This is a genomic window from Acinetobacter sp. Q186-3, from assembly GCF_013420655.1.
In the GTDB taxonomy this organism is placed as follows: domain Bacteria; phylum Pseudomonadota; class Gammaproteobacteria; order Pseudomonadales; family Moraxellaceae; genus Acinetobacter; species Acinetobacter indicus.
Genome location: NZ_VOXS01000013.1, coordinates 1 through 23,394, shown reverse-complemented (window position 1 = coordinate 23,394; position 23,394 = coordinate 1). Strand labels below are relative to the sequence as shown.

General features: G+C 48.6%; 23 protein-coding genes. 11 read left to right on the top strand and 12 right to left on the bottom strand.

Annotated elements, in window-relative coordinates; genetic code table 11:
* The first annotated feature begins 8 nt into the window (after positions 1-8).
* The 9 genes from benA (at position 9) to pcaD (ending at position 8,643) form a co-directional block, all read left to right on the top strand.
* Complete coding sequence (benA, locus tag FTT64_RS10915) at positions 9-1,394, top strand: benzoate 1,2-dioxygenase large subunit (protein ID WP_005178080.1); 1,386 nt, start codon at positions 9-11, stop codon at positions 1,392-1,394.
* Positions 1,391-1,882: a benzoate 1,2-dioxygenase small subunit gene (gene benB / locus FTT64_RS10910; RefSeq protein ID WP_171431902.1), complete on the top strand. Its 492-nt coding sequence runs from the start codon at positions 1,391-1,393 to the stop codon at positions 1,880-1,882. The genes benA and benB overlap by 4 nt, the downstream gene beginning before the upstream one ends.
* A gap of 95 nt (positions 1,883-1,977) precedes the next feature.
* Entirely contained in the window at positions 1,978-2,994 is a 1,017-nt protein-coding gene (gene benC / locus FTT64_RS10905) for a benzoate 1,2-dioxygenase electron transfer component BenC (RefSeq protein ID WP_005178083.1), read from the top strand.
* Positions 2,995-3,012: 18 nt separating this feature from the next.
* Entirely contained in the window at positions 3,013-3,798 is a 786-nt protein-coding gene (benD, locus tag FTT64_RS10900; protein ID WP_005178084.1) for a benzoate diol dehydrogenase BenD, read from the top strand.
* Between the two features lie 54 nt (positions 3,799-3,852).
* A complete protein-coding gene (benE, locus tag FTT64_RS10895) occupies positions 3,853-5,079 on the top strand; it encodes a benzoate/H(+) symporter BenE (protein ID WP_005178085.1) in 1,227 nt (408 codons plus the stop codon).
* 24 nt (positions 5,080-5,103) lie between these two features.
* Positions 5,104-5,790 carry a 3-oxoacid CoA-transferase subunit A gene (locus FTT64_RS10890; protein WP_180182378.1) on the top strand — a complete coding sequence of 229 codons (687 nt, stop codon included), beginning with the start codon at positions 5,104-5,106 and terminating at the stop codon, positions 5,788-5,790.
* Between the two features lie 19 nt (positions 5,791-5,809).
* A complete protein-coding gene (locus tag FTT64_RS10885) occupies positions 5,810-6,463 on the top strand; it encodes a 3-oxoacid CoA-transferase subunit B (protein WP_016658115.1) in 654 nt (217 codons plus the stop codon).
* Between the two features lie 134 nt (positions 6,464-6,597).
* Complete coding sequence (gene pcaF / locus FTT64_RS10880; protein ID WP_163145792.1) at positions 6,598-7,803, top strand: 3-oxoadipyl-CoA thiolase; 1,206 nt, start codon at positions 6,598-6,600, stop codon at positions 7,801-7,803.
* Between the two features lie 60 nt (positions 7,804-7,863).
* Complete coding sequence (pcaD, locus tag FTT64_RS10875) at positions 7,864-8,643, top strand: 3-oxoadipate enol-lactonase (protein ID WP_005178103.1); 780 nt, start codon at positions 7,864-7,866, stop codon at positions 8,641-8,643.
* Between the two features lie 120 nt (positions 8,644-8,763).
* On the opposite strand, the gene FTT64_RS10870 is transcribed toward pcaD, so the two are convergent.
* A complete protein-coding gene (locus tag FTT64_RS10870) occupies positions 8,764-9,651 on the bottom strand; it encodes a DMT family transporter (protein WP_005178106.1) in 888 nt (295 codons plus the stop codon).
* A 338-nt stretch (positions 9,652-9,989) separates the two neighbouring features.
* Here FTT64_RS10870 and FTT64_RS10865 point away from each other — a divergent pair, with 338 nt between their 5' ends.
* The gene (locus FTT64_RS10865) at positions 9,990-11,081 is read left to right on the top strand and encodes a putative zinc-binding metallopeptidase (RefSeq protein ID WP_168397673.1); all 1,092 of its coding nucleotides are present in this window, start codon (positions 9,990-9,992) and stop codon (positions 11,079-11,081) included.
* 26 nt (positions 11,082-11,107) lie between these two features.
* Here FTT64_RS10865 and FTT64_RS10860 read toward each other — a convergent pair whose 3' ends face one another.
* Entirely contained in the window at positions 11,108-12,163 is a 1,056-nt protein-coding gene (locus tag FTT64_RS10860) for an aromatic ring-hydroxylating dioxygenase subunit alpha (protein WP_180182377.1), read from the bottom strand.
* Positions 12,164-12,400: 237 nt separating this feature from the next.
* Between FTT64_RS10860 and FTT64_RS10855 the strand changes: the two genes are divergently transcribed.
* Positions 12,401-13,324, top strand: a complete 924-nt coding sequence (locus tag FTT64_RS10855; RefSeq protein WP_180182394.1) for a LysR family transcriptional regulator — start codon at positions 12,401-12,403, stop codon at positions 13,322-13,324.
* Here FTT64_RS10855 and FTT64_RS10850 read toward each other — a convergent pair.
* The 10 genes from FTT64_RS10850 to FTT64_RS10805 all read right to left on the bottom strand — a co-directional run bounded on the left by FTT64_RS10850 (position 13,321) and on the right by FTT64_RS10805 (position 23,076).
* The gene (locus FTT64_RS10850) at positions 13,321-14,004 is read right to left on the bottom strand and encodes an ATP-binding cassette domain-containing protein (protein WP_180182376.1); all 684 of its coding nucleotides are present in this window, start codon (positions 14,002-14,004) and stop codon (positions 13,321-13,323) included. The two genes, FTT64_RS10855 and FTT64_RS10850, sit on opposite strands and share 4 nt — an antisense overlap.
* Entirely contained in the window at positions 14,004-14,690 is a 687-nt protein-coding gene (gene modB / locus FTT64_RS10845; RefSeq protein ID WP_180182375.1) for a molybdate ABC transporter permease subunit, read from the bottom strand. Before modB ends, FTT64_RS10850 begins: the two co-directional genes overlap by 1 nt.
* Positions 14,691-14,702: 12 nt before the next feature.
* Positions 14,703-15,458, bottom strand: coding sequence for a molybdate ABC transporter substrate-binding protein (gene modA, locus FTT64_RS10840; RefSeq protein ID WP_180182374.1), 756 nt, complete (start codon positions 15,456-15,458; stop codon positions 14,703-14,705).
* A gap of 11 nt (positions 15,459-15,469) precedes the next feature.
* Positions 15,470-16,702: a molybdopterin molybdotransferase MoeA gene (locus tag FTT64_RS10835; RefSeq protein ID WP_180182373.1), complete on the bottom strand. Its 1,233-nt coding sequence runs from the start codon at positions 16,700-16,702 to the stop codon at positions 15,470-15,472.
* The gene (moaCB, locus tag FTT64_RS10830; RefSeq protein WP_005178124.1) at positions 16,702-17,625 is read right to left on the bottom strand and encodes a bifunctional molybdenum cofactor biosynthesis protein MoaC/MoaB; all 924 of its coding nucleotides are present in this window, start codon (positions 17,623-17,625) and stop codon (positions 16,702-16,704) included. Before moaCB ends, FTT64_RS10835 begins: the two co-directional genes overlap by 1 nt.
* 50 nt (positions 17,626-17,675) lie before the next feature.
* A complete protein-coding gene (locus FTT64_RS10825) occupies positions 17,676-18,200 on the bottom strand; it encodes a molybdenum cofactor biosynthesis protein MoaE (RefSeq protein WP_180182372.1) in 525 nt (174 codons plus the stop codon).
* A gap of 3 nt (positions 18,201-18,203) precedes the next feature.
* A complete protein-coding gene (locus tag FTT64_RS10820; protein ID WP_045794773.1) occupies positions 18,204-18,455 on the bottom strand; it encodes a MoaD/ThiS family protein in 252 nt (83 codons plus the stop codon).
* Positions 18,456-18,457: 2 nt separating this feature from the next.
* Positions 18,458-19,495 (bottom strand): GTP 3',8-cyclase MoaA, encoded by a 1,038-nt coding sequence (gene moaA / locus FTT64_RS10815; RefSeq protein WP_180182371.1) that lies wholly within the window; start codon positions 19,493-19,495, stop codon positions 18,458-18,460.
* A 177-nt stretch (positions 19,496-19,672) separates the two neighbouring features.
* Positions 19,673-20,302 carry a molybdenum cofactor guanylyltransferase gene (locus FTT64_RS10810; protein ID WP_104470178.1) on the bottom strand — a complete coding sequence of 210 codons (630 nt, stop codon included), beginning with the start codon at positions 20,300-20,302 and terminating at the stop codon, positions 19,673-19,675.
* A complete protein-coding gene (locus FTT64_RS10805) occupies positions 20,299-23,076 on the bottom strand; it encodes a nitrate reductase (protein WP_180182370.1) in 2,778 nt (925 codons plus the stop codon). Before FTT64_RS10805 ends, FTT64_RS10810 begins: the two co-directional genes overlap by 4 nt.
* Positions 23,077-23,394 lie beyond the last annotated feature (318 nt).

Sequence of the window (23,394 nt, the reverse complement as noted above, 5' to 3'; positions counted from 1 at the left end):
GAACGGACATGCCTCGTATTCCAGTAATTAACACCAGCCATTTAGATCGTATTGACGAATTACTTGTTGAAAACTATGAAACAGGTGAATTCAAGCTACATCGTTCAGTATTTACAGACCAGGCCATTTTTGACCTTGAAATGAAATATATTTTCGAGGGAAACTGGGTGTACTTGGCACATGAAAGCCAAATTCCAAATAACAACGATTATTACACCACTCATATGGGCCGCCAGCCGATCATCATTGCACGTAACCGTAACGGTGAACTGAATGCCATGATCAATGCCTGTTCACACCGTGGTGCGCAGCTTTGCCGTTACAAACGCGGTAACAAAGCGACTTATACCTGCCCTTTCCACGGCTGGACATTTAACAACTCAGGCAAACTTTTAAAAGTAAAAGATCCGGCAGATGCAGGTTATTCAGACTGCTTCAACCAAGACGGTTCACACGACCTGAAAAAAGTTGCCCGTTTTGAAAACTACAAAGGTTTCTTGTTCGGTAGCTTAAACCCGGATGTTCCACCACTAGAAGAATATCTTGGCGAAGCCACCAAAATTATTGACATGATCGTGGGTCAGTCTGACCAGGGTCTGGAAGTATTACGCGGCTCATCAACCTATACCTATGAAGGTAACTGGAAGCTGACTGCTGAAAACGGTGCCGATGGTTACCACGTGTCTGCAGTACACTGGAACTATGCTGCAACCACTCAACAACGTAAAGAAAAGCAAGGTGGCGACAACATTCGTGCCATGAGCGCGGGTGCCTGGGGTAAACAAGGCGGCGGTTCATACGGATTCGAAAATGGTCACATGCTGCTTTGGACACAATGGGCCAACCCGGAAGACCGTCCAAACTTTGCCAAAAAAGATGAATATACCGAGAAATTCGGTGCGCCAATGGCGAAATGGATGATCGAGCGTTCTCGTAACCTGTGTATCTATCCAAACGTCTACTTCATGGACCAGTTCGGTTCACAGATTCGTGTACTTCGTCCATTGTCTCCAACCAAAACTGAAGTGACCATTTACTGTATCGCTCCTGTCGGTGAAGACGCTGATGCACGTGCACGTCGTATCCGTCAGTATGAAGACTTCTTCAACGCTTCAGGTATGGCAACTCCAGATGACTTGGAAGAGTTCCGTGCATGTCAAGCGGGTTATGCCGGTATTGCCCTGGAATGGAACGACATGAGCCGTGGTGCCAAACACTGGATCCAAGGTCCGGATGATGCGGCTAACGAAATTGGTTTAAAACCAAAACTTTCAGGCATTAAAACTGAAGATGAAGGTTTATACCTTGCTCAACACGAATTCTGGCTCAAACTTATGAAAAAAGCGATTGCTGACGAGAAAGAGCTTGCTGCAACTGAAGGAGAAAACGCATGAGCGCGATTACTTTAGAAAATATTGCTCAATTCCTCTACCGTGAAGCACGTTTTTTAGACGATGAGCAATGGGACGACTGGTTACAGTGCTATGCGCCAAATGTAGAATTCTGGATGCCAGCCTGGGATGACGATGACAAACTGACTGAAGATCCACAGTCTGAAATTTCACTGATCTACTACCCGGATCGTCAAGGCCTTGAAGACCGTGTGTTCCGTATTAAAACTGAACGCTCTTCTGCCACCATGCCGGATACCCGTACCAGCCACAACATCAGCAATATTGAAGTGGTTGAGCAAAACGGTGATTTAGTCACAGTGCGTTTTAACTGGAACACTTTAAGTTTCCGTTACAAAACCAACTACAGCTACTTCGGCATGTCACGTTATGTGATCGATTTCTCTGGCGAAGAACCAAAAATCGTGAACAAGTATGTGGTTCTGAAGAACGACTACATCAACCAAGTAATTGATATTTACCATCTGTAAGCCCTGCTGTTTTAGCTTACTGATGTGGCCTTCAGCCAAACGGAAACTTGGCTGAAGGTTGAAAATGTTTCAAAGATTTTTATAGGATTCCAGCCATGTCAAACCACAATGTTGCACTTCAATTTGAAGACGGTGTTACTCGTTTCATTACAGTTGCACAAGGTGAAACTCTATCCGATGCAGCTTACCGTCAAAAGATCAATATCCCTCTGGATTGCCGTGACGGTGCATGTGGTACCTGTCGAGCGTTTTGTGAATCAGGTACGTATGACATGCCTGAAGAAACCTATATTGAAGATGCATTAACACCTGAAGAAGCAGAAGAAGGTTATATCCTTGCCTGCCAATGCCGCCCGACTTCAGATGCGGTGTTCCAGATTCAGGCATCTTCAGATGTATGTAAAACTGAAATTCACGCGTTCGAAGGTACTTTATCTCGCGTTGAGAACCTGTCTGACTCAACCATTACCTTTGATATCCAGCTTGACGAAGGTCAGCCTGATATCCACTTCCTGGCCGGTCAATATGTCAATGTCGGTATTCCAGGAACAGCTGAAACCCGTTCTTATTCATTCAGCTCTAAACCGGGCAACCGTTTAACCGGTTTCGTAGTACGTAACGTACCAAACGGCAAAATGAGCGAATTCTTGAGCAAAAATGCCAAAGCTGGCGATAAAATGACCTTTACCGGTCCATTTGGTAGCTTCTACTTACGTAACGTGGTGCGTCCGGTACTGATGCTTGCGGGTGGTACAGGTATTGCCCCGTTCATGTCAATGCTGCAAGTACTGGAAGAAAAAGGTTCAGATCAGCCAGTGCGTCTGGTGTTTGGTGTGACCAATGACTTTGACCTGGTTGCGCTGGAAAAACTGAACGAACTGCAAGCCAAATTCCCATGGTTCGAATACCGCACTGTTGTGGCAAACCCGGAATCTGCACATGAGCGTAAAGGCTATGTGACTGGTCATATTGACAACGAATGGCTCAATGGCGGCGATGTTGATGTGTATCTGTGTGGTCCAGTACCAATGGTTGAAGCGGTACGCGGCTGGTTAGATGGCGAAGGTGTAAAACCGGCCAACTTCCTGTTCGAAAAATTCTCTGCTAACTAAAAATCGAGTAATCCCGCAATGTCTGATCGTCAAAGATTTTTAAATAAAGTGGTGATTGTGACTGGTGCTGCCCAAGGCATCGGTCGCGGGGTTGCCCTGCAAGTGGCAGCCGAAGGCGCCCAGGTGGTCATGGCCGACCGTTCTGAATATGTCGCAGAAGTGCTGGCAGAGATTCAGGCCGCCGGTGGTGATGCGGTCACCATTAATGCTGACCTGGAAACCTATGCTGGCGCGCAGTCAGTGGTTGCCAAAGCCATCGACACTTACGGCCGCGTTGATATTTTAATCAACAACGTCGGCGGTGCCATCTGGATGAAACCTTTCCAGGAATTTTCTGAAGAAGAAATTATCAAGGAAGTGAACCGTTCACTGTTCCCAACCATGTGGTGCTGCCGCGCAGTATTGCCGGAAATGCTGAAAAATCAGAAAGGCACCATTGTAAACGTTTCATCTATTGCCACCTGTGGTATTAACCGTATTCCTTACTCTGCCTCTAAAGGCGGCGTCAATGCCCTGACCAAATCGCTGGCTTTTGCACATGCGAAAGATGGTATTCGTGTTAATGCCGTGGCAACCGGTGGAACTGAAGCGCCACCACGTAAAGTGCCACGTAACACTGCCCCATTGTCTGAACAAGAACAGGCATGGATGCAGGAAGTGGTTGATCAGACCATTGATCGCACCTTCCTCGGCCGTTACGGCACCATTCAAGAACAAGTCAATGCCATTTTATTCCTGGCATCTGACGATGCGTCATATGTGACAGGCACAGTTGTTCCTGTCGGCGGTGGTGATCAGGGTTAACCTGATCATCTTTTTTTGTACAGGATCATTGCCAGACTTGCACGGAGGCAAACAATGAGTCACCTGTTAGATACCTTAAGAAAAGACTGGTCCCTATCAGCCACAGTTGCAGGATTTTTAGCTGTACTGATTTCCTATGCCGGTCCTTTAATCATCTTCTTCCAGGCAGCCCAACAGGCTCAAGTGTCCAATGCCATGATGATTTCATGGATTTGGGGCATTTCTATTGGCGCAGCCGTTGCCGGTATCTTCCTTTCAATTAAATTCAAAGTTCCGGTGGTTACCGCCTGGTCGGCACCCGGAACGGCCTTGCTGGTCACCCTCTTTCCTGATATTTCCCTGAACGAAGCCGTTGCAGCCTACATCACCTCAGCCGTGGTGATTTTCATTATTGGGATTACCGGTTATTTCGACAAATTGCTGGCCTTAATTCCGCAAGCGGTTGCAGCGGGCATGATGGCCGGCATTTTGTGCCAGTTTGGCTTTGGCCTGTTTACTGCCAGTAATAACATGCCGTTTATTGTATTTGGCATGTTGCTGGTGTTCTTACTGGCCAAACGTTTTAGTCCGCGCTATGCCATGCTGTACGTGCTATTGACCGGAATTGGCCTGAGCCTGTTGCTCGGCACCATGAATCCGGTCGAAATGAGTTTTAGCCTGGCAGTGCCGCAGTTTATTGCGCCGGAATGGACCTGGAACTCGACCCTTAACCTGGCCTTACCGCTGATTTTAGTCAGCCTGTCTGGTCAGTTTCTACCGGGGATGGCCATTTTAAAGCTCAGTGGCTACGACACGCCGGCTAAACCCATTATTACCACCACCAGTATCGCTTCGCTGGCGGTGGCGTGTGTTGGCGGGATCACTATTGTCCTGGCCTCAATTACCGCCGCGCTGTGCATGGGCAAAGACGCGCATGAACTGAAAGAAAAGCGCTATATCGCCGGGATTGCCAACGGCCTGTTCTACATTTTAGGCGGTTTATTTGCCGGCAGCATTGTGATGCTGTTTAGCCTGCTCCCGAAAGAATTGGTGGCAGCATTGGCCGGTCTGGCACTTCTAGGAGCCATTGGCATCAATTTAAATGCCGCCATGCATCAGGAAAACCAGCGTGACGCAGCACTTATTACCTTCCTGGCAACTGCATCGGGTATGCAGTTTTTAGGTCTCAGCTCAGTTTTTTGGGGAATTTGTCTGGGTATTCTGGCTCATGTCATTTTAAGCAGAACCGGTTTATCAGCACTGACCTCACCTTCAAGCCCAAGCAAAAGCACGGGTCAATGAAGTTTGTTTGACTAGGAAACAACTATGATTGATAAAAGCTCAGCATCTTTAAAAGATGTGCTCTCTCAAATTAAAGATGGTTCAACCATCATGATTGGTGGTTTCGGTACAGCAGGTCAGCCTGCTGAACTGATTGATGGCCTGATTGAACTGGGCATCAAGGATTTGGTCATCGTCAATAACAATGCCGGTAATGGCGACTACGGTTTGGCCAAATTACTTAAAGCAGGCGCTGTACGTAAAATCATCTGCTCGTTCCCTCGTCAGTCTGACTCTTATATTTTTGATGAACTGTATCGTGCTGGCAAAATCGAGCTGGAACTGGTGCCGCAAGGTAACCTGGCTTGCCGTATTCAGGCTGCAGGTATGGGTTTAGGCCCAATCTACACCCCAACTGGCTTTGGTACTTTACTGGCTGAAGGTAAACCGACCTTAAATTACGAAGGCAAAGACTTCGTTCTGGAAAACCCGATTAAAGCCGATTTCGCTTTAATTAAAGCCTACAAAGGCGACCGTTGGGGCAACCTCGTTTACCGTAAATCGGCACGTAACTTTGGCCCGATTATGGCCATGGCGGCAGATGTTACCATTGCACAGGTCGTTGAAGTGGTTGAACTGGGTGAGCTTGATCCTGAGCACATCATCACTCCGGGTATTTTTGTACAACATGTGGTGTCAGTTGCTGACAAACAGCCTGAACAATCAGCATAAATACGTGAAGGAGAACACGATGAGCTATACCAAATTAACACGTGACCAGATTGCTGAACGCGTTGCCCAAGACATTCCAGATGGTGCCTATGTCAACCTCGGGATTGGCCTGCCAACCAAAATTTCAAACTACCTGCCTGCAGATAAAGATGTATTCCTGCATTCTGAAAACGGTTTATTGGCCTTTGGTCCAAAACCTGCGCCAGGTGAAGAAGATCCGGAACTGATCAATGCCGGTAAAGAATATGTAACTATGCTGACCGGTGGCTGTTTCTTCCATCATGGGGATTCTTTCGCGATGATGCGTGGCGGTCACTTGGACATCGCCGTATTGGGTGCCTTCCAGATTGCAGAAAATGGTGACCTGGCCAACTGGCATACTGGTGCCCCGGATGCAATTCCTGCGGTGGGTGGTGCAATGGACCTTGCAGTTGGTGCCAAGAAAGTCTTTATCACCACGGATCACGTCACCAAAAAAGGCGAGCCAAAAATTGTAGCGGAGCTGAGCTATCCAGCAACTGGCCTGAAATGTGTAGATCGTATTTATACCGACCTGTGCGTGATTGATGTGACTGCTGAAGGCATGAAAGTGATTGAGAAAGTTGACGGTCTGTCATTTGAAGAGCTGCAATCCCTGACCGGTGCGAAGCTGATTGATGCGACACAGGGTTAAGTAATCCCTCTCAAGCTCCCTGAGCGAGTTTTAAAGCACGGCTTTAAAAACTCAGCGCAAGCAAGGGAGGAGAAGTCCCCCTTTTTTAAAGGGGGATTTAGGGGGATTAAAAAAGAATTTAGGAAACAGAAAAAATGAAAAACGCATATATCATTGATGCTATTCGCACCCCATTCGGTCGCTACGCAGGTGGACTTGCTCCTGTACGTACAGATGACCTGGGTGCCATTCCCATTCAGGCGCTGATGGAGCGTAACCCAAGTGTTAACTGGGAAAAAGTAGATGACGTGATTTACGGCTGTGCCAACCAGGCCGGCGAAGACAACCGTAACGTGGGTCGTATGTCTGCGCTATTAGCTGGCGTACCGCATCAGGTGCCTGCAACAACTTTAAACCGTTTATGTGGTTCATCACTGGATGCGGTTGCCATGGCGGCGCGTACCATTAAAGCTGGTGAAGCACATCTGATTGTGGCGGGTGGTGTAGAAAGCATGTCACGTGCACCATTTGTGATGGGTAAATCTGAATCTGCCTATGGCCGTAGCCAGAAAATTGAAGACACCACCATGGGCTGGCGCTTCATTAACCCGAAACTGAAAGAAATGTATGGTGTTGAAACCATGCCTCAAACTGCTGAAAACGTGGCAGAACAGTTCAACATTAACCGTGAAGATCAGGACAAGTTTGCGTTTGAAAGCCAGCAACGTACTGCTGCTGCCCAAGCCAAAGGTTTCTTTAAAAATGAAATCGTACCTGTGGTCATTCCACAGCGTAAAGGCGAACCAGTTGTGGTCGATACCGATGAGCATCCACGTGCATCAACCACGTTAGAAGGTCTGGCGAAACTCAAACCTGTGGTCAAAGCCGATGGTACTGTGACTGCCGGTAATGCCTCAGGTATTAACGATGGTGCAGCAGCATTATTAATTGCCTCTGATGAAGCGGTAGCGGAATACGGTTTAAAACCACGTGCCAAAATTATTGGTGCAACTGTGGTGGGTGTGGAACCACGCATTATGGGCTTTGGTCCAGCGCCAGCCATTAAAAAACTGTTGGCCCAAACCGGTCTGACGTTAGAGCAGATGGATGTGATTGAGCTAAACGAAGCTTTTGCTGCTCAAGCACTGGCGTGTACCCGTGACCTTGGTCTGGAAGATGGTGCCGCGAAAGTGAACCCGAATGGTGGCGCCATTTCACTGGGTCATCCACTCGGTGCATCAGGTGCGCGTCTGGTCACCACGGCCCTGAACCAGCTGGAAGCCACTGGCGGCAAATATGGCCTGTGCTCAATGTGTATTGGTGTCGGTCAAGGCATCGCTTTGATTATTGAACGCGTTTAAAGATACGATAACAAATTAAATTTCCCCTCCCTTTTTTAAAGGGAGGTCGGGAGGGATTCAATGCCAACATTTACATCTCAAGATGCTGAAATTAATTACCAAACCTTTGGTGATGCGACAAAACCTGCGCTGGTATTTTCTAACTCGCTAGGTACCAACTTTAAAATGTGGCAACCGCAAATTGACCACTTCCAGCAGGACTTTTTTGTCATTTGCTATGACACCCGTGGTCACGGCGCATCTTCTGCTCCACAAGGTCCATATACGCTTGACCAGCTCGGCCAAGACGTGGTGAATCTGCTCGATCATTTAAATATTGAAAAAGCAGCCTTCTGTGGGATTTCGATGGGTGGTTTGACCGGTCAGTGGCTGGCAATTAACAAGCCTGAACGTTTTAGCCATGTTGTGGTCTGTAATACAGCCGCTAAAATTGGTCAGGAACAGGCTTGGAATGAGCGTGCCGCACTGGTCCGGGAACAAGGTTTGGCCCCTATTGCATCAACGGCGGCCGGTCGTTGGTTTACCGAACCCTTTATCCAAAGTAACGCAGCAACTGTAGCGACTCTTTCAAACGACCTGGGAGCTGGCAGCCCTGAGGGTTATGCAAGCTGCTGCGAAGCTTTGGCTAAAGCGGATGTACGTGAACAGTTAAAAGACATTCAGGTACCGGTATTCATTGTTGCTGGTCAGCAAGACCCGGTAACAACTGTAGCCGATGGTGAATTTATGCAACAACGCATTGCCAACGCTGAACTGTTTGAAATTAATGCTTCGCATATTTCCAATATTGAACAGCCAGAAGCCTTTAATCAGGCGGTGCAGGCGTTTATTCAACGCTAAACCCAGCTCGGTTGAAAGCATTTAAAAAAAGATAATCTCCGGATTATCTTTTTTTGTTTTTAGGCAATTTTTAAAAAGATTGATGATTCTACTGAGATGCCCTGCCCATCTACTTCAACTTTAAGCCCAGATCACCAGCATCGCGGCAATCACCACCAGTACCAAGCCCAGATGATCGGTTCGGGCCAGTTTTTCCTTAAAGAAAAAGGCAGAAATCAGCAAGCTAAATAGAATTTCAATCTGTCCCAAAGTTTTGACCAAGGCCACAGTCTGCATACTCATGGCACTAAACCAGCCAAGGGAGGCCAGAAAACTGCAAATACTCACCTTAAAGGTCAGTCCCAGTCGCTGCCACATGGCCTGTAAGGTATGCCGGCTAAACAGCCCCAAATACAACAACATGCTGATACATTGCAGCCCGATCACAAAACATAATACCCAGCCGGCACGATGTAAAAAGGGTAAATTCTCCAGTTCCAGACTCGCTTCACGCACCAGCAGTGAGGTAATGGCAAAACTGAGACCACTGCCCACCCCAATCGCCAACGTGCTGACAGAAAGCTTGGTATTGGCCGGCCCTTTACTGAGTAAAAAGACTGCCACGCCGCCTAATACGACGCCAACCCAGCCCAGCAGACTTAAATATTCGCCCAGTAGTGCCACGCCAATTAAAGCCGCCAGAATCGCCTCGCTTTTGGCCAGTCCGACCCCAATGGCATAGTTTTTCTGCTTGAACAGCTGCACCATGAGAATGGTGGCCAGAATCTGGCAAAAAGCCGCCACAGCAATATACAGCCAGAATTTCCCGCTAAAGCTAACCGGCGTTGCGGCAGGCTGCTGCAGATATAAAAAACTCAAATAACCGACCGCAAACGGCAAGGCAAAAATAAAGCGTGCAAGCGTGACGCCATAAACGTCGACCGTCATGCTGAGCTGTTTTTGAAAGGCATTGCGCCAGGCCTGCATAAATGCAGCCATCAGGGTAAAAAGAATCCAGGTACTGGCCATGCGAGTATGAAAAATATGATCGGGAATAAGGTTTAATCTACTCCTTTCATGGCGCATATTCGACCATTTTTCATTCATTTACCGTGGCTTTGCTGAATAAATCTCCAATTCTGTCTATTTGCAGCTTTTATGTTCCTTTTAATCCGGAATGCAATGACTGCAAGGCACATGCTTGCCGTTTGCATCCACATGGTTTTTCGACTCAAAATGAGGCTAAGCGACTGATCGCATCAGGCAACTTTGTAAATCTGCTACAATTTTATAGCGGGTTTCAAATACCCTCCTGACTCAATCTATGTTTAGATAAATGGACGTATCCTGCAGGCTGAGGATCAAGAATGAAGTATTTTGAATGTGCGGTATGCCATCAGCAGATTTTTTTTGGTGCCTCATTTTGTGAATATTGCAAGGCACCCATTGGCTTTGTTGCCTCCGAAAAAGATATGGGCACCTTTCGTAAGGATAGCGACAATGAATGGGTCAGCCTGAATGAAAGCTATCGTAATCAGAAATTTAAGCCCTGTTTTAATTATAGTCACTATCAGGTCTGCAACTGGATGATTCCCGTCGATGATGAAAATATCTATTGCGAATCCTGCCAGCTTACCCACACCATCCCCAATTTAGATGAACCGGAAAATATCCAGTACTGGCGTTATCTGGAACAGGCTAAACGGCGGTTTTTATATCTGGCGCAGCGCATGAATATTATGCCGCGGCCAAAACGTTCTGAAGATGACCGCTATGGCCTGCGCTATGAATTTTTAATGCCCATGGAAGGCCAACCGGTGCTGACCGGCCACGCCAATGGTCTGATTACCCTCAATGCCATTGAAGCCGATGTGGTGTACCGGGAAACCACGCGCGTAACCATGGGAGAAAACTACCGCACCCTGCTCGGCCATTTTCGCCATGAAAGCGGCCATTATTATTTTGATGTGATGCAAAACCGCCATCCGGAACTGGTCGATGAATTCCGCTACTATTTTGGTGATGAACGTCAGGATTATGGCATGGCACTCAAACGCCATTATGAACAAGGCCCGCCCTCCGACTGGCAGGACAGCTATATCAGCACCTATGCCACCACCCATCCCTGGGAAGACTGGGCTGAAACCTGGGCGCATTATCTGCACATGATGGATACTTTAGAAACCGCCTATTTTGCCGGAATCCGGGTGCAAGGTAACGGCCGTACCCTGGCCAATCTGTACTTTACCGAATGCCCGATTGGCGGCAAGGATATTGAACACATTTTAGAAAACTGGATTGCCCTGACCTTTAATCTGAATGCGCTGAATCGCAGTATCGGGCTGGATGATGCCTATCCGTTTAAACTGACCGAGCCGGTAAAAGACAAGCTGCGTTTTATTCACCGGCATGTGCTGGATAAAGCCTTTAAATCCAATCAGGCCAGTCATCCTGCCTAAACTCGCCTTCAATTCAATGAGATTTGCTACACGATATAGCGTTTACTTAGACCCCATTCGGCCAGAATCCGGCGGTATAAGGCCGAGGAGCGATCTGCCTCAAAATGGGCTTCCATGCTTAAATCCAGCGGCAGCTCTTCCGGTTTCTGGCTTTCCACCATGTCCTGATCTTCGGCAAAAATCTGCGCATTAAAATCGTAAACCGCTTGCAGGTCACCGGTGGTATCAAAATTCCGGGTTAAAGGCACAAATAGCCGGGTCTGATTGGCCGATACCGGACAGCAGGCATTTAAGATTTTCAAGATGCCATCATTCGGAAAATAAATGGTCAAGGTCGCTGCAAAGGGTGGATAAACCTCAAATTCACGCGTCCATAAAAAGCCTTCGGGTGCTAAATGCTGCATGCCATGCGGATAATTACTGACATTGGAAATATAGATACTTTTCAGGCCATAGTCAGTGCGTTCGGTATGATATTTCGGCACCACCGGATTGTCCCGATCGGCAAAGGCCTGATGATGTACCCAGGCAAAATGTGCAACATCAATAAAGCCTTCTAACTGACGGCCGCTGGAACCGGCAATATCCACACTGGGCGGTAAAATGGATTGATGCTCCGCATCTTCCCAGGTGTCCAGCACCGGAAAATTGGCTGCCTGTTCATCCCGCCCGAACAGGCTGGTCCAGACCAGACCATATTTCAGCACCACCGGAAACATGGTCAGGCTAAAACGCTCCGAAATCTGGGTCAGGTCGGGCTGGGCCGGAATTTTGGTGCATTTGCCGGCCCGGTTATAGTGCAACCCATGGTAAGGACAGACAATTTCATCGCCCTCCACCCAGCCTTTGCTTAAAGGCACACCGCGATGCGGGCAAATATCCCGTACCAGCTGGATGTCACCGCTTTCTGTCCGGTACAGCGCCATTTTCACATCCAATAAAGTCACCTGTTGCGGCTGGCTGCTGACATCCTGAATTCGTGCCACCGGATACCAATGCTGCGCCAGAATATGCCAGTCACTGGCATCAAAGCGGCTGTCATGGGGTTGGGCAAACAGGTTGATTACAGGAATCGCATTCATAGGCTGGCTCACTTTTAAGCTATACAGGGTCAAGAACAAACGGAAATCCGCGGTTTTCTCATGTCGTTTATTGTTAATTTCCTGTTTTAAATTAAGAGCTTCTGCTTTTTCTGTCTATTAGAATGTTTTTGATGATCTGTTCTAAATATTCGAACACTTTAGTCAAAATTGGCCTGAACTGGCGCAGATCTTGCTCTTTTAAAATCTATCAATATCACGCTGGCCAGGTCTTAAATGGTGAATACCCCATTTTCGCGTTTTTCAGAATATTTTATTGCGGTGGCGCAAACCGGCAGCTTGCGTAAGGCAGCCGAACAGCTGTTTATTTCGGTATCTGCCGTGCATCGACAAATTGTACTGGCCGAGCAGGAACTTGGGATTGCACTATTTGAACGTCTGAATCATGGGCTACGGCTGACTTTGGCCGGAGAGTTACTGTATGCCGATCTGTTAAAATGGCAAAAGGAATTTCAGCAGACCCGCATCCGTTTTGATGAAATTCAGGGCCTGCATCGTGGCAGCATTGAATTTGGCTTAATTTCAGCGCTCAGCGAAAGTTTTGTGCTGCATTCCATGCAACACATGAGGCAGCATTATCCCTGGATTGATTTTCACGTGCATGTGCTGGACAGTGAAAAAGTCGCGCAGATGATTCAGGCCGCGGAGCTGGATTTTGGCCTGCTGCTGAATCCGCAAGCGCATCCGCATTTAGAAGTGGTGGCTTTTGTGGAAATTCCGCTGGGTTTTGTGATTCCAGTTGAGCATCCTCTGGCAGAACAAACACCGCTGTATTTTTCCGATACCTTGCCTTATGCCCATTTAATGCCAGCACCACCGCTGATTATTCATGAATATGTCAGCGCGCTGTATAAGCACCATCAGTTTAGTCCGCGTAGCCGCATCGAATGTAATGACATTCGCATGTTAATGTCATTGTTAAAGCAGAATTTGGGGCTGGGGCTAATGAGTTATTTAGATGCTCTGCCGCTCCTGGAACATCAAACAGCCATCTTTAAACCGGTTCAGGACAAAGGTTTATATCCACTGACGCTGGCCCTGTGTGTGGCACCGAAACGACAGCTTTCCCGGATTGCGCAAATCATGATGAAACAGTTAACCGAGCAGATGGAGCAGCTACAACAGCAAATTGCCGAGCTTTAACAAACCGGCTGAATCAAAGGTACTACCTTGTCCCGTTGCAAACTGCTGATGCCCTGCACTTTTTGCATTTGATACACCGTGGCCTGAAGTTCCAGCAGTTCTTCCGGATGATGGGTCACATAGATCATGCCCAGCTGCAGTTCGCGCTGAATGCGTTTTAAAAATGGCAGTATCTGCTGTTTTAACTGCTGATCCAGTCCGCTTAAGGGTTCATCCAGCAGCAATAACTGCGGTGCAGATAATAAAGCCCGGCCAATCGAAACGCGCTGTGCTTCCCCGCCGGATAATTGATGCGCTTTGCGTCGAATCAGCCTGGACAGTTCTAACAGCTCGACAATCTGCTCAAATTCAAATTTACGCTGTGTCAACGGCTGTAAACCTTCTGCATATCTTAAATTCTGCTCAACATTCAAATGCGGAAATAACAGGGCCTTTTGGAAAATCAGGGCAATTTTACGTTGATGCACGGGCACAAATATCTGCTGCTGGGTATCGAGCAATAAACGGTGATTCAGCACAATCCGGCCCTGTTGCGGCCGTAACAGTCCGGCCAGCAGATGCAGAAAGCTGGTTTTCCCGGAACCGGAGGGCCCCAGAATCCCGACAATCTGCTCTGCACAGGTCAGCTGCAGCTGTAATTTGAACTGCGCATTCTGATAATCGATCTGACAATCCAGCATCAGTTTTGCCCCAATTTACGTTGATATCTGTGCAGAATAAAATAATTGGCCAGTAAGGCGGCAAAAGCCAAGCCGGTGGATAACAGCACCAGACGCATGGCAGCAGCTTCGCCATCAGGCTGTTGAATGAGCGTATAAATAGCGATGGGAATGGTGCGGGTTTCATCCGGGATATTGCCAACAAAGGTAATGGTGGCGCCAAATTCACCCAGACTGCGGCTAAAGCCCAGAATACTGCCCATAAGAATCCCGGGCAGCACCAGCGGTAAGCTAATACTGAAAAAGACTTTCAGCGGCGCAGCCCCAAGTGAGGCTGCCACCTGTTCCAGCTGTGGATTTAACATTTGAAAAGACAAACGAATCGGTTGAACCAGCAAGGGAAACGCCACCAGCATGGCAGCCAGTACTGCGCCTTTCCAGTTAAATGCCAGCTCAATACCCCAGTGGGCCAAAACCTGTCCAATCCAGCCTTGCGGGCTAAACAGCACCAGCAATGCATAGCCCAGCACTACCGGCGGCAAAACCATCGGCAGTTGTAACATGGCTTCAAGCAAAAACTTGCTGCGAAATTCATAGCGTGCCAGCATCCAGCCCAGACAAATTGCAAATGGCAGGCAAAACAAGGTCGCGACACTGGCCACTTTAGCAGACAGATACAAGGCACTTAGTTCTTCGGGACTGAGCATCAAAGCAGCAACCTAGGGACGAAAACCATGTTGAACAAAAATCTTGTGAGCCGCGACGCTACCCAGATAGCGCCGGAACTTGACCGCCTGACGATTCTTTTCACCCTGTTTGGTTAAAGCCGCGGTATAGACAATGTCCGGATGGGTCTGCACCGGAAACGCACCCAGCACTTTTACTTTATCGCTACTGACGGCATCGCTGCGATAAACAATGCCGACCTGACAGGCACCGCGCTCGACAAAGGCCAAAGCAGCCCGGGCATCCGACGCGCCAATAATGCGTTTTTCCAGCCGTTTATACCAGCCCAGCTTGGTCAGACTATGTTTGGCATATTTTCCAACCGCCACCGAATCGACCTGTCCGGTACACAGCCGGCCCGTAAAGGCCTGAGGAAAATTAAAGGTAGGATGCGCCCGAAACGGAATCCGCGCATCTTTCAGGGCAATTGCCACCAGCTGGTTATAAATAATTGGTTTGACCTGACTGGCTTTGACCTTGTTGCGTTTCACCAGATAGGTCATCCAGTCCTGATCGGCCGGAAAATAAAGATCGACTTTTGCACCGCGGACAATATGTTTGGCCAGGGTCGATGAAGCGCCAAAAACCGGTACTATCTTGGCTTCTGGATATTGCAGCTGATAATGCCGAATCACATCCGTCAATGCCGGGCCCAGACTTGCAGCTGCATACACCTGAACGGAATTGGCTCGACTGAATGTGCTTAAGCACAAGGCGACACAGATTAAACCAAGTTGGATGGTCTTCAAAACGCACTCCCTCAATGCTGTATGAATATTCCCTTTAAGCATTGGCCTTTTTGAATCGGCTGATGGGCCGGCACACGCACCAGACAGTTGGCATACATCAGATTACTGAGCATATGCGACTGCTGCTTGGCTAAACTGTGCAATTTCAACACCCCATCTTCAAAACAGGCGGCCATTCTTAAAATCCTTTCTCTCGCATCGGGCTTTAAGTCATGTTGTATTTGCCCTGTCCACCACGCGGGCGGCTGACTTTGCCCTTGTAATACTTCTAATAAAGTTTGCGTATAGATCGAGATTCCAACATATACCGCCGCAGGATTGCCCGGCAATGCCAATAAGTGACAAAATTTGTTAGCCGATTTTCGGTATCTGGCGAAAAAAACCGGTTTCCCCGGCTTCTGTTTCACTTTCCAGAACACCTGCTCAAAGCCTACATTTAAAGCCACCGGACGGATAAAATCATAATCACCAACCGAAATTCCGCCAGTGCTGATGATGACATCATACTCCTCCTGAAGTTGCTGAAAGTATCGGATTAAGGCAATTTCATTATCTTCCACATGCACAATATGCACAGGTTGATGCCGTGCCTGACACCAGGATGCAATTAAAGGCGCATTGGCATCAAAAATTTTTCCTGCTTGCAGATCTGCAGCCGACTGCGCGACTTCATCGCCGGTAATCAGCACGGCAACTTTAGGCTGCTGATAGACCTGTACCTGATCAATACCGGCCATGCTTAAGGCGGCAATTGCGCCGATATTTAAATATTGTCCGGCTGATGCCAGTAACTGACCTTGGCTAATTTCTTCGCCCACATCCCGGATATCGGCATGCAGTTTGAGCGCAGTCTCTAGCTGAATCAGATGGCTCGACATCCGCTGTACAATTTCCTGACGTGCCACCGTGGTGGTGCCGGCAGGAATGGGCGCGCCGGTAAAAATACGCATCGCCTGTCCACGCTGCAGCGTCACATCGGCTGATTGACCTGCCCGGATTTCACCGACCAGCTGGAACTGCGCGCCTGGCGCTATCTCTCCATCGCTACACAGGGCATAACCATCGACTGCACTTTGGGAAAATAAAGGCAGATCAATCCCCGCATAAATATCTTCAGCTAAATAGCGATGCAAGCCCTGTTGTAGCTGCAGGGTTTCCACCTCCAGACAGGGCGTTGCCGCAATTATCTTGTCCAACGCCTGATCCAGACTGATCAGCCCGCTTTCTGCACCACAGCCTGACATTATTGATAGCCTCCTGCATGTGGAATATTTTTCTGCACATCAAAGACATGCACCAAGGCCGGTAATACCGCCAGCAAGGATTCCTTCGCGCCTTGACGGCTGCCCGGTAAAGTCATCACCAGACTATTTTCAATATAGCCAGCCACTCCACGGCTTAAAGCCGCATACGGCGTGCGTTTCTGGCCAAAACTGCGCGAGGCTTCCATCAGCCCCGGAATTTCCCGTTCTAATAGCGGAGCCAGGGTTTCTACGGTTAAATCTTTCGGGCCAAGACCGGTGCCGCCAACGGTTAAAATCAGCGGATACTGATTTTTCTGCTGTTCAATTAAAGCCAGCAGCTGTTCCGGGCTATCCGGAATCACCTGATACTGAACCTGCTGGAAATTGGCCTCTGCCAATATTTCCAGAATATTCTGGCCGGCGGTATCCGGTTTTTTACCCGCGGCGACGGTATCGGACAGCACAATCACCGAGGCTGGCATCGGCTGCGCCAAGACCCGGCTAAAATGGGATTTACCGCCTTTTTTCTGCTGTAATTTGCATTGATCCAGACACAAATCTTCCGGTTCACAATGCGGTTTCAGCATGTCGTATAAGGTCAGTCCGGCCAGACTGGCTGCGGTTAAGGCTTCCATCTCGACACCGGTCGGACCAATAGTTTCTACCGTGGCAATAATCTCGACATGCTGTTCATGCAGTTCATAATCCACATCGGCCCGGTAAATGGGTAAAGGATGGCACAGCGGAATCAGCTCATCGGTACGTTTGGCTGCCAGAATACCGGCAATACGCGCAGTTTTCAGCGCATCGCCTTTTTCGGTATTTCCCTGACGCAGCAGCTCGATACAATGCGGCGGCGCATATAAAATGGCGCTGGCCACCGCAGTACGATAGGTTTCGGCTTTCATGCCTACATTTTTCATGATGGTATTCCGGAATTATTGATTTAAAAAAATTAGGCTTAACATCAAATTTAAAGCGGCCATTGATAGGCGTTTTCGCCTGCATGGGAGTGATTGCAGCAATCGGTTTGCGTATTCGCTTCCACTGGCGGATGATCTTTACGAATACAACAGCCTTCGACATACTGGCTGCTGCCATCGCAATAAAATTCTTCTTTCCAGACCGGGACTTCATATTTGACCCGCTCTACCGCCACCTCGCAGGCCTGAAAGGCTTCACGGCGATGCGGCGCATACGCCATGGCAATAATTGCGGTTTCACCAATGGCTAAATCCCCAATCCGGTGGATGACCCGCACATAAGACACGCCATATTGCTGCTGAATTTCCTGCTCAATCTGCCGGATCATTTTTTCTGCCACCGGTGCATAGGCGGTATATTTCAGCGACTGCACTGCCTTACCTTCATGATGGTTGCGAACTGTGCCCACAAAAATGCCAATGCCACCACATTCGGGAAAGTGCTGAATCTCATCGAAGCTGGACTGGCTGAGTGGCATATCCTGAATCCGGGCAAACTGTTTTATATGCTGCATCGTTTAACCTCCTGCCACCGGTGACAGCAACACCAGCGTGGTACTGTGCTGCAAGGTCTGCTGGCGCGGCACAATATCTTCACCAATCGCGCAGGCACACCGCTCGACCAGAGCTGCCGCCGCCGGATAACTGTGGTTTAACTGCAGCAACAAGTCCGCAATGGCCGTACCGGGCAGACACTGCATCTGCACGGTTTCTGGCAACGCCTGTTTTACAGCGCCAAAGGCTTCAATCTGAATCAGGATATCGTGCATACTTAACCTCCAATCATATACATGCTGATTTTCCGGGCGCTCCCGGCAGTGGTTGTGGCTTGAGAATGAATGGCATGAAAGCCGGCTTTTTTCTGCCAGATATAGCTTTGTAATTGCTGCAGTAACTGCTCACGTGCCACGGGCGCCGTGTGAGTCTGTAGCTGTTCAATCAATACTTTTAAGGGCACAGGCTGTTCGGCAAACAGGCAGTTATACAGTTCACCCTGGGCACTTAAACGCAACCGGTCACACTGGCCACAAAAGGCATGACTGATGGTGGAAATAATCCCTACCGGGTGGCCATCGACCCGATATTCCCGTGCCGGATTCGCGCCTTGGCTGTCGATGGCTTCGACCGGAAAATGCAGGCTTAAACGCTGCAAAATTTCCTGTTCGGTCACTACATGTGCGGCGCTCCAGCGTCCATCACCATCCAGCGGCATAAATTCAATAAAACGCAGCGGAATCTGCTCGGCTTTGCTCCACTGCAAAAGCGGCACCATCTGGTCGTCATTAATGCCTTTAATGAGCACGCTATTTAGTTTGACAGGCAAATGCGCCTGCTGGGCGGCCTGAATCCCGTCAAGTACCGGCTTTAACTGTTTTTGGGTTAGCGTAAAAAACTGCTGCGGATCTAAACTGTCGAGGCTGATATTTAAATCATCCAGACCGGCCTGTTTTAATTCCTGCGCATAGCGGCTTAAATAATGGCCATTTGTGGTCATGGAAATTCTCTCCAGCCCCAATTGGCGTAGCGGCTGTAAATCCCGGATAAAATGCACCACCCCCTGACGCATCAACGGTTCGCCGCCGGTAATCCGAATATGCTGAATCCCCTGCTCAACCATCAACTGGCAAAACTGCAGCAAGGCTTCAAAACTCAGCAACTGATGTTTCTTCATCCATTCAGGATGTTCAGGCATACAGTAGACGCATTTAAAATTGCAGCGATCGGTCACAGAAATCCGCAGTTTGCGTTTGCTCCGGCCAAACTGATCCTGAAAATATGCGGGTCTCACGGGAATCTGGGGATTGATCACGCCTGTTATCCTCTGGGCAATTGCTTCATGGCTGTGCAATAGGCAATAGGTTTGCACGGATCACATGCCGCGCTTTAGGCTTGAATTTGCAATTAATGTTCCAACTTTGGGCTTTTGATAAAGAGAGTGTTTAAATTCTGCCCAGCACACGCTAGAAGCGAAGAAATGAGATGATTTTTAAAGAAATTTCAGCTGACGATACTGTTGCAGTTCATCCAGCGAGTTAATACTGTGAAAAAATAGCGCACGATTTTTAAATTTTGCCACCTGAGCATGCATTTCTGCGAAACAATGCTTTAAACTGCGCTGATGTTGTGCAAGATGCGCGCGAAGTGTGGGCAAACTGCTGCGTTTCATCAGACAAAATGGATACAGCGCCTGCCCGTTCATCATCACATAGGCCACGTCGGCCTGCGGCTGTCTGGCCAGACGCTGATGCAACCGTGGCAGCACATCGGGCGGAATATAGGTCACATCACAGGGAACAAACAGCACATAGTCGGCCTGTACATGGCCCCAGGCGCTTTTCATCCCCATCAACGGCCCTAAAAAACCGCCTTCATCATCATGATAACAATGCAGATGCGGCAGCAATCTGGCATAAATGGAACGATCACGATGGCTATTGATCCACAATTGCTGAATTTCAGCCTTGAAGCGTCGCTGGATTTTAAGCAGCTGGATGTCATCATCAAACTTTTGCAGCAGCTTGTTCATGCCATTCATGCGGCGGGCTTGGCCGCCCGCCAGAATGACCAGATCCGTGGCAGGATAATCAGCCTGCATGGTGGTGGAGTTGCGATTCATGGCATTTCCTCCACCTGACAGGCTTTAATCAGCCCACGGATTTCCGGTAAACATGAGCCACAATTGCCGCCAGCTTTTAAACAGGCCGTGATCTGTTTTTCATGGCTTAACTGCTGCTCCCGAATGGTCTGGATAATGCGGTTTTTGCCAACTTTAAAGCAGCTACATACCAGCGGTCCTTCATTGTTCTGTACCGACATCGCCTGTCCGGCCAGCAAGGCTTTGCGATGCGTGGCACTTAAACGCTCACGTTTAAACAGGCTGGCAACCCAGTCCCGATCGGGCAATAAAGCGTTGGGTGCAATATACAGGCTGGCAATTAAAATCCCGTCCTGTAACACCACACTATGGCTGATGAATGCCGATGGATCTTCCAGCTGCAGCCATTCAAAGCGGCTATCTTCCAGCTGCAGCAGCTGTTTAATCTGTGCGGCGGTATGTTTAAATTTTTTCCGGTCGGCCAGTTCATAACGAACCGCTTTGGCGGTCTGAATCTTGCTCCACCACGCTACCTGCGCCAAAGTAATCTGAACTGCCGCTTCATGCCCATGGCGAATATACAGCACGCCCTGCCAGTCGGTATAAAATGGCTGGATGCTGACCGGGGTATGTTTAAATTCCGGTTCGCCAGAAATGACATCCACCACCGGATTGACCACTTTTCCAATTCGCGCATCGGAAGCGACCTGATCATTCCAGTGAATAGGCGCAAACAGCTGACCACGACGAATACCAGTCGAGACTTCAACCCGCAATACACAGCTGCCCCAGCGGGATTTCAGCTCCACCAGTTCCCCATCTTTCAGGCCATATTTCAGTGCATCATTGGGGTGAATTTCACAATAGGGCTCGGCTTTGTGAGTGCTTAAATTGGCCGATAAACCGGTACGGCTCATGGTGTGCCACTGATCACGAATCCGGCCAGTATTCAGAATGAGAGGATAATCTTCACAAGCGCCATGTACCGGGTCGATGGCCTGAGTGGCAATAAAACGGGCTTTGCCATTTGGAAAACTAAACTGTCCCTGGGTAAACAGCTGTTCCACCGGTGGATTCTGCTGAGGCGTTAATACTGGCCATTGCAACGGCTGCAGCTGTTCATACTGTTGCAGGCTTAGCTGGCTCAGACCGCTTAAATTAAAGTAGCGAAATAGCGGATAGTCCTGACGCTGTGTCACCGGACCATTTTCACAGGCCGATAAAGCCGCATGTTCCAGAAAAATCTCATGCACATGCTGATAATCGAAACCGCGAAAGCCCATGGCCTTGGCCACCTGACTGATCGCCCACCAGTCAGCTTTGGCTTCACCCGGCGCATCTAAAAAGGCATGTTGCCTTGAAATACGGCGTTCCGAATTGGTGACAGTTCCATCTTTTTCGCCCCAGCCTAAAGCTGGAAGTAATACATCAGCATATTGAGTAGTATCCGTATCCTGACAGATATCAGAGACCACTACGAATTCACATTTATCCAGAGCACACTTCACTTGATCGGCATCGGGCAAGCTGACGACCGGATTTGTGGCCATGATCCAGATGGCTTTGATCTTGCCGCTTTCGACTGCCTGGAATAGATCAACTGCCTTAAAACCCGCTTGCTTGGCAATATATGGACTTTGCCAGAAGTTTTGCACCAGCTGTTGATGCTCCGGATTCTCTAAATCCAGATGGGCTGCCAGCATATTGGCCAAGCCACCGACTTCACGGCCGCCCATGGCATTCGGTTGTCCGGTCATGGAAAACGGTGCTGCGCCCGGCTTGCCAATTTTGCCGGTCAACAGATGACAATTGATAATACTGTTGGCTTTATTGACCCCTTGTGAAGACTGGTTCACCCCCATCGAAAACAGGGTCATGACTTTGTCAGTCTGGGCAAATTTTTCAAAAAATAGCTGTAATTTCTCGGCAGAAATCCCGGTACGCGCTGCCACATTTTCCAGCTGCTGCTCCGCGGCGCTGGCTTCTAACGCCTGCTGCAAGCCTTCGGTATAGGCAGCGGTAAAATTGTGGTCCTGATGACCATTTTGCTGTAAGTACTGCAGCAAGCCGTTAAACAGCGCCACATCTTGCCCGAGCATAATCGGCAAATGTAAATCGGCCGCTTCACAGGTCGCGGTAAAGCGTGGGTCGACCACCACCACAAACAGATTGCGCTGTTCTTTGGCCTGCATCATGCGCTGATACAGAACCGGATGGCACCAGGCAGTATTGGAACCGACCAGCACCACCATCTCGGTCTGTTCAAAATCTGCATAGCTGGCAGGCACCAGATCTTCACCAAAGGCCCGTTTATGCGCCGCCACCGCAGAGGACATACACAGCCGCGAGTTGGTATCAATATTAGCCGTGCCCAAATAACCTTTGACGAATTTATTGACCACATAATAGTCTTCGGTCAGCAATTGCCCAGAAACATAAAAAGCAATACTTTCCGGACCATACTGCTCGATACAATGCTGGAATTTTTGCACAATTTCGGTGGTGGCAGTCTGCCAGTCTGTTGGCTGACGGTTGTCCTTACGGCCCAGCATTGGGGTTAATACCCGTGTCTCTAGCCCCAAGGTATCGGCCAGATTGCTACCTTTAATACACAGCTTGCCAAAGTTGGCTGGATGCTGCACATCGCCTTCGACTTTCACCTGCACGCCTTGTGGTGAATGGCTGACATGAGCCCTCACCCCACAACCAACCCCACAATAAGGACAGGTGGTTTGCATAGTCATCGTTTTTAATTCTGTGGAGCTTTCAAGTTCCACAACGGGAATGCTGTTCATGGATGCTCCTTAGGTGCTGAAACACAATTTAATTCTTTTCAAAAAGATTCATTCCAACGCTGTCTTTTCAATGCAACTCATTTATCTGGATTAAGCTTCGGTTCGACCTACTTTTCTTTCGGGAAAAGTAGGCAAAACCTGAGCCACACTGTGGCGTAAGAACCGCAAAACTCGCCTTCATCGGGCATTTATAGTCAAACTACTTTATTATTCATACAAGATTCGAAAAAAACTCGAAATAACTCATCGACTGAGTCGATCAACCATTCTTTACGCTTACGTTTAACCCATGCCCACATCTGTTCTATAGGATTTAAA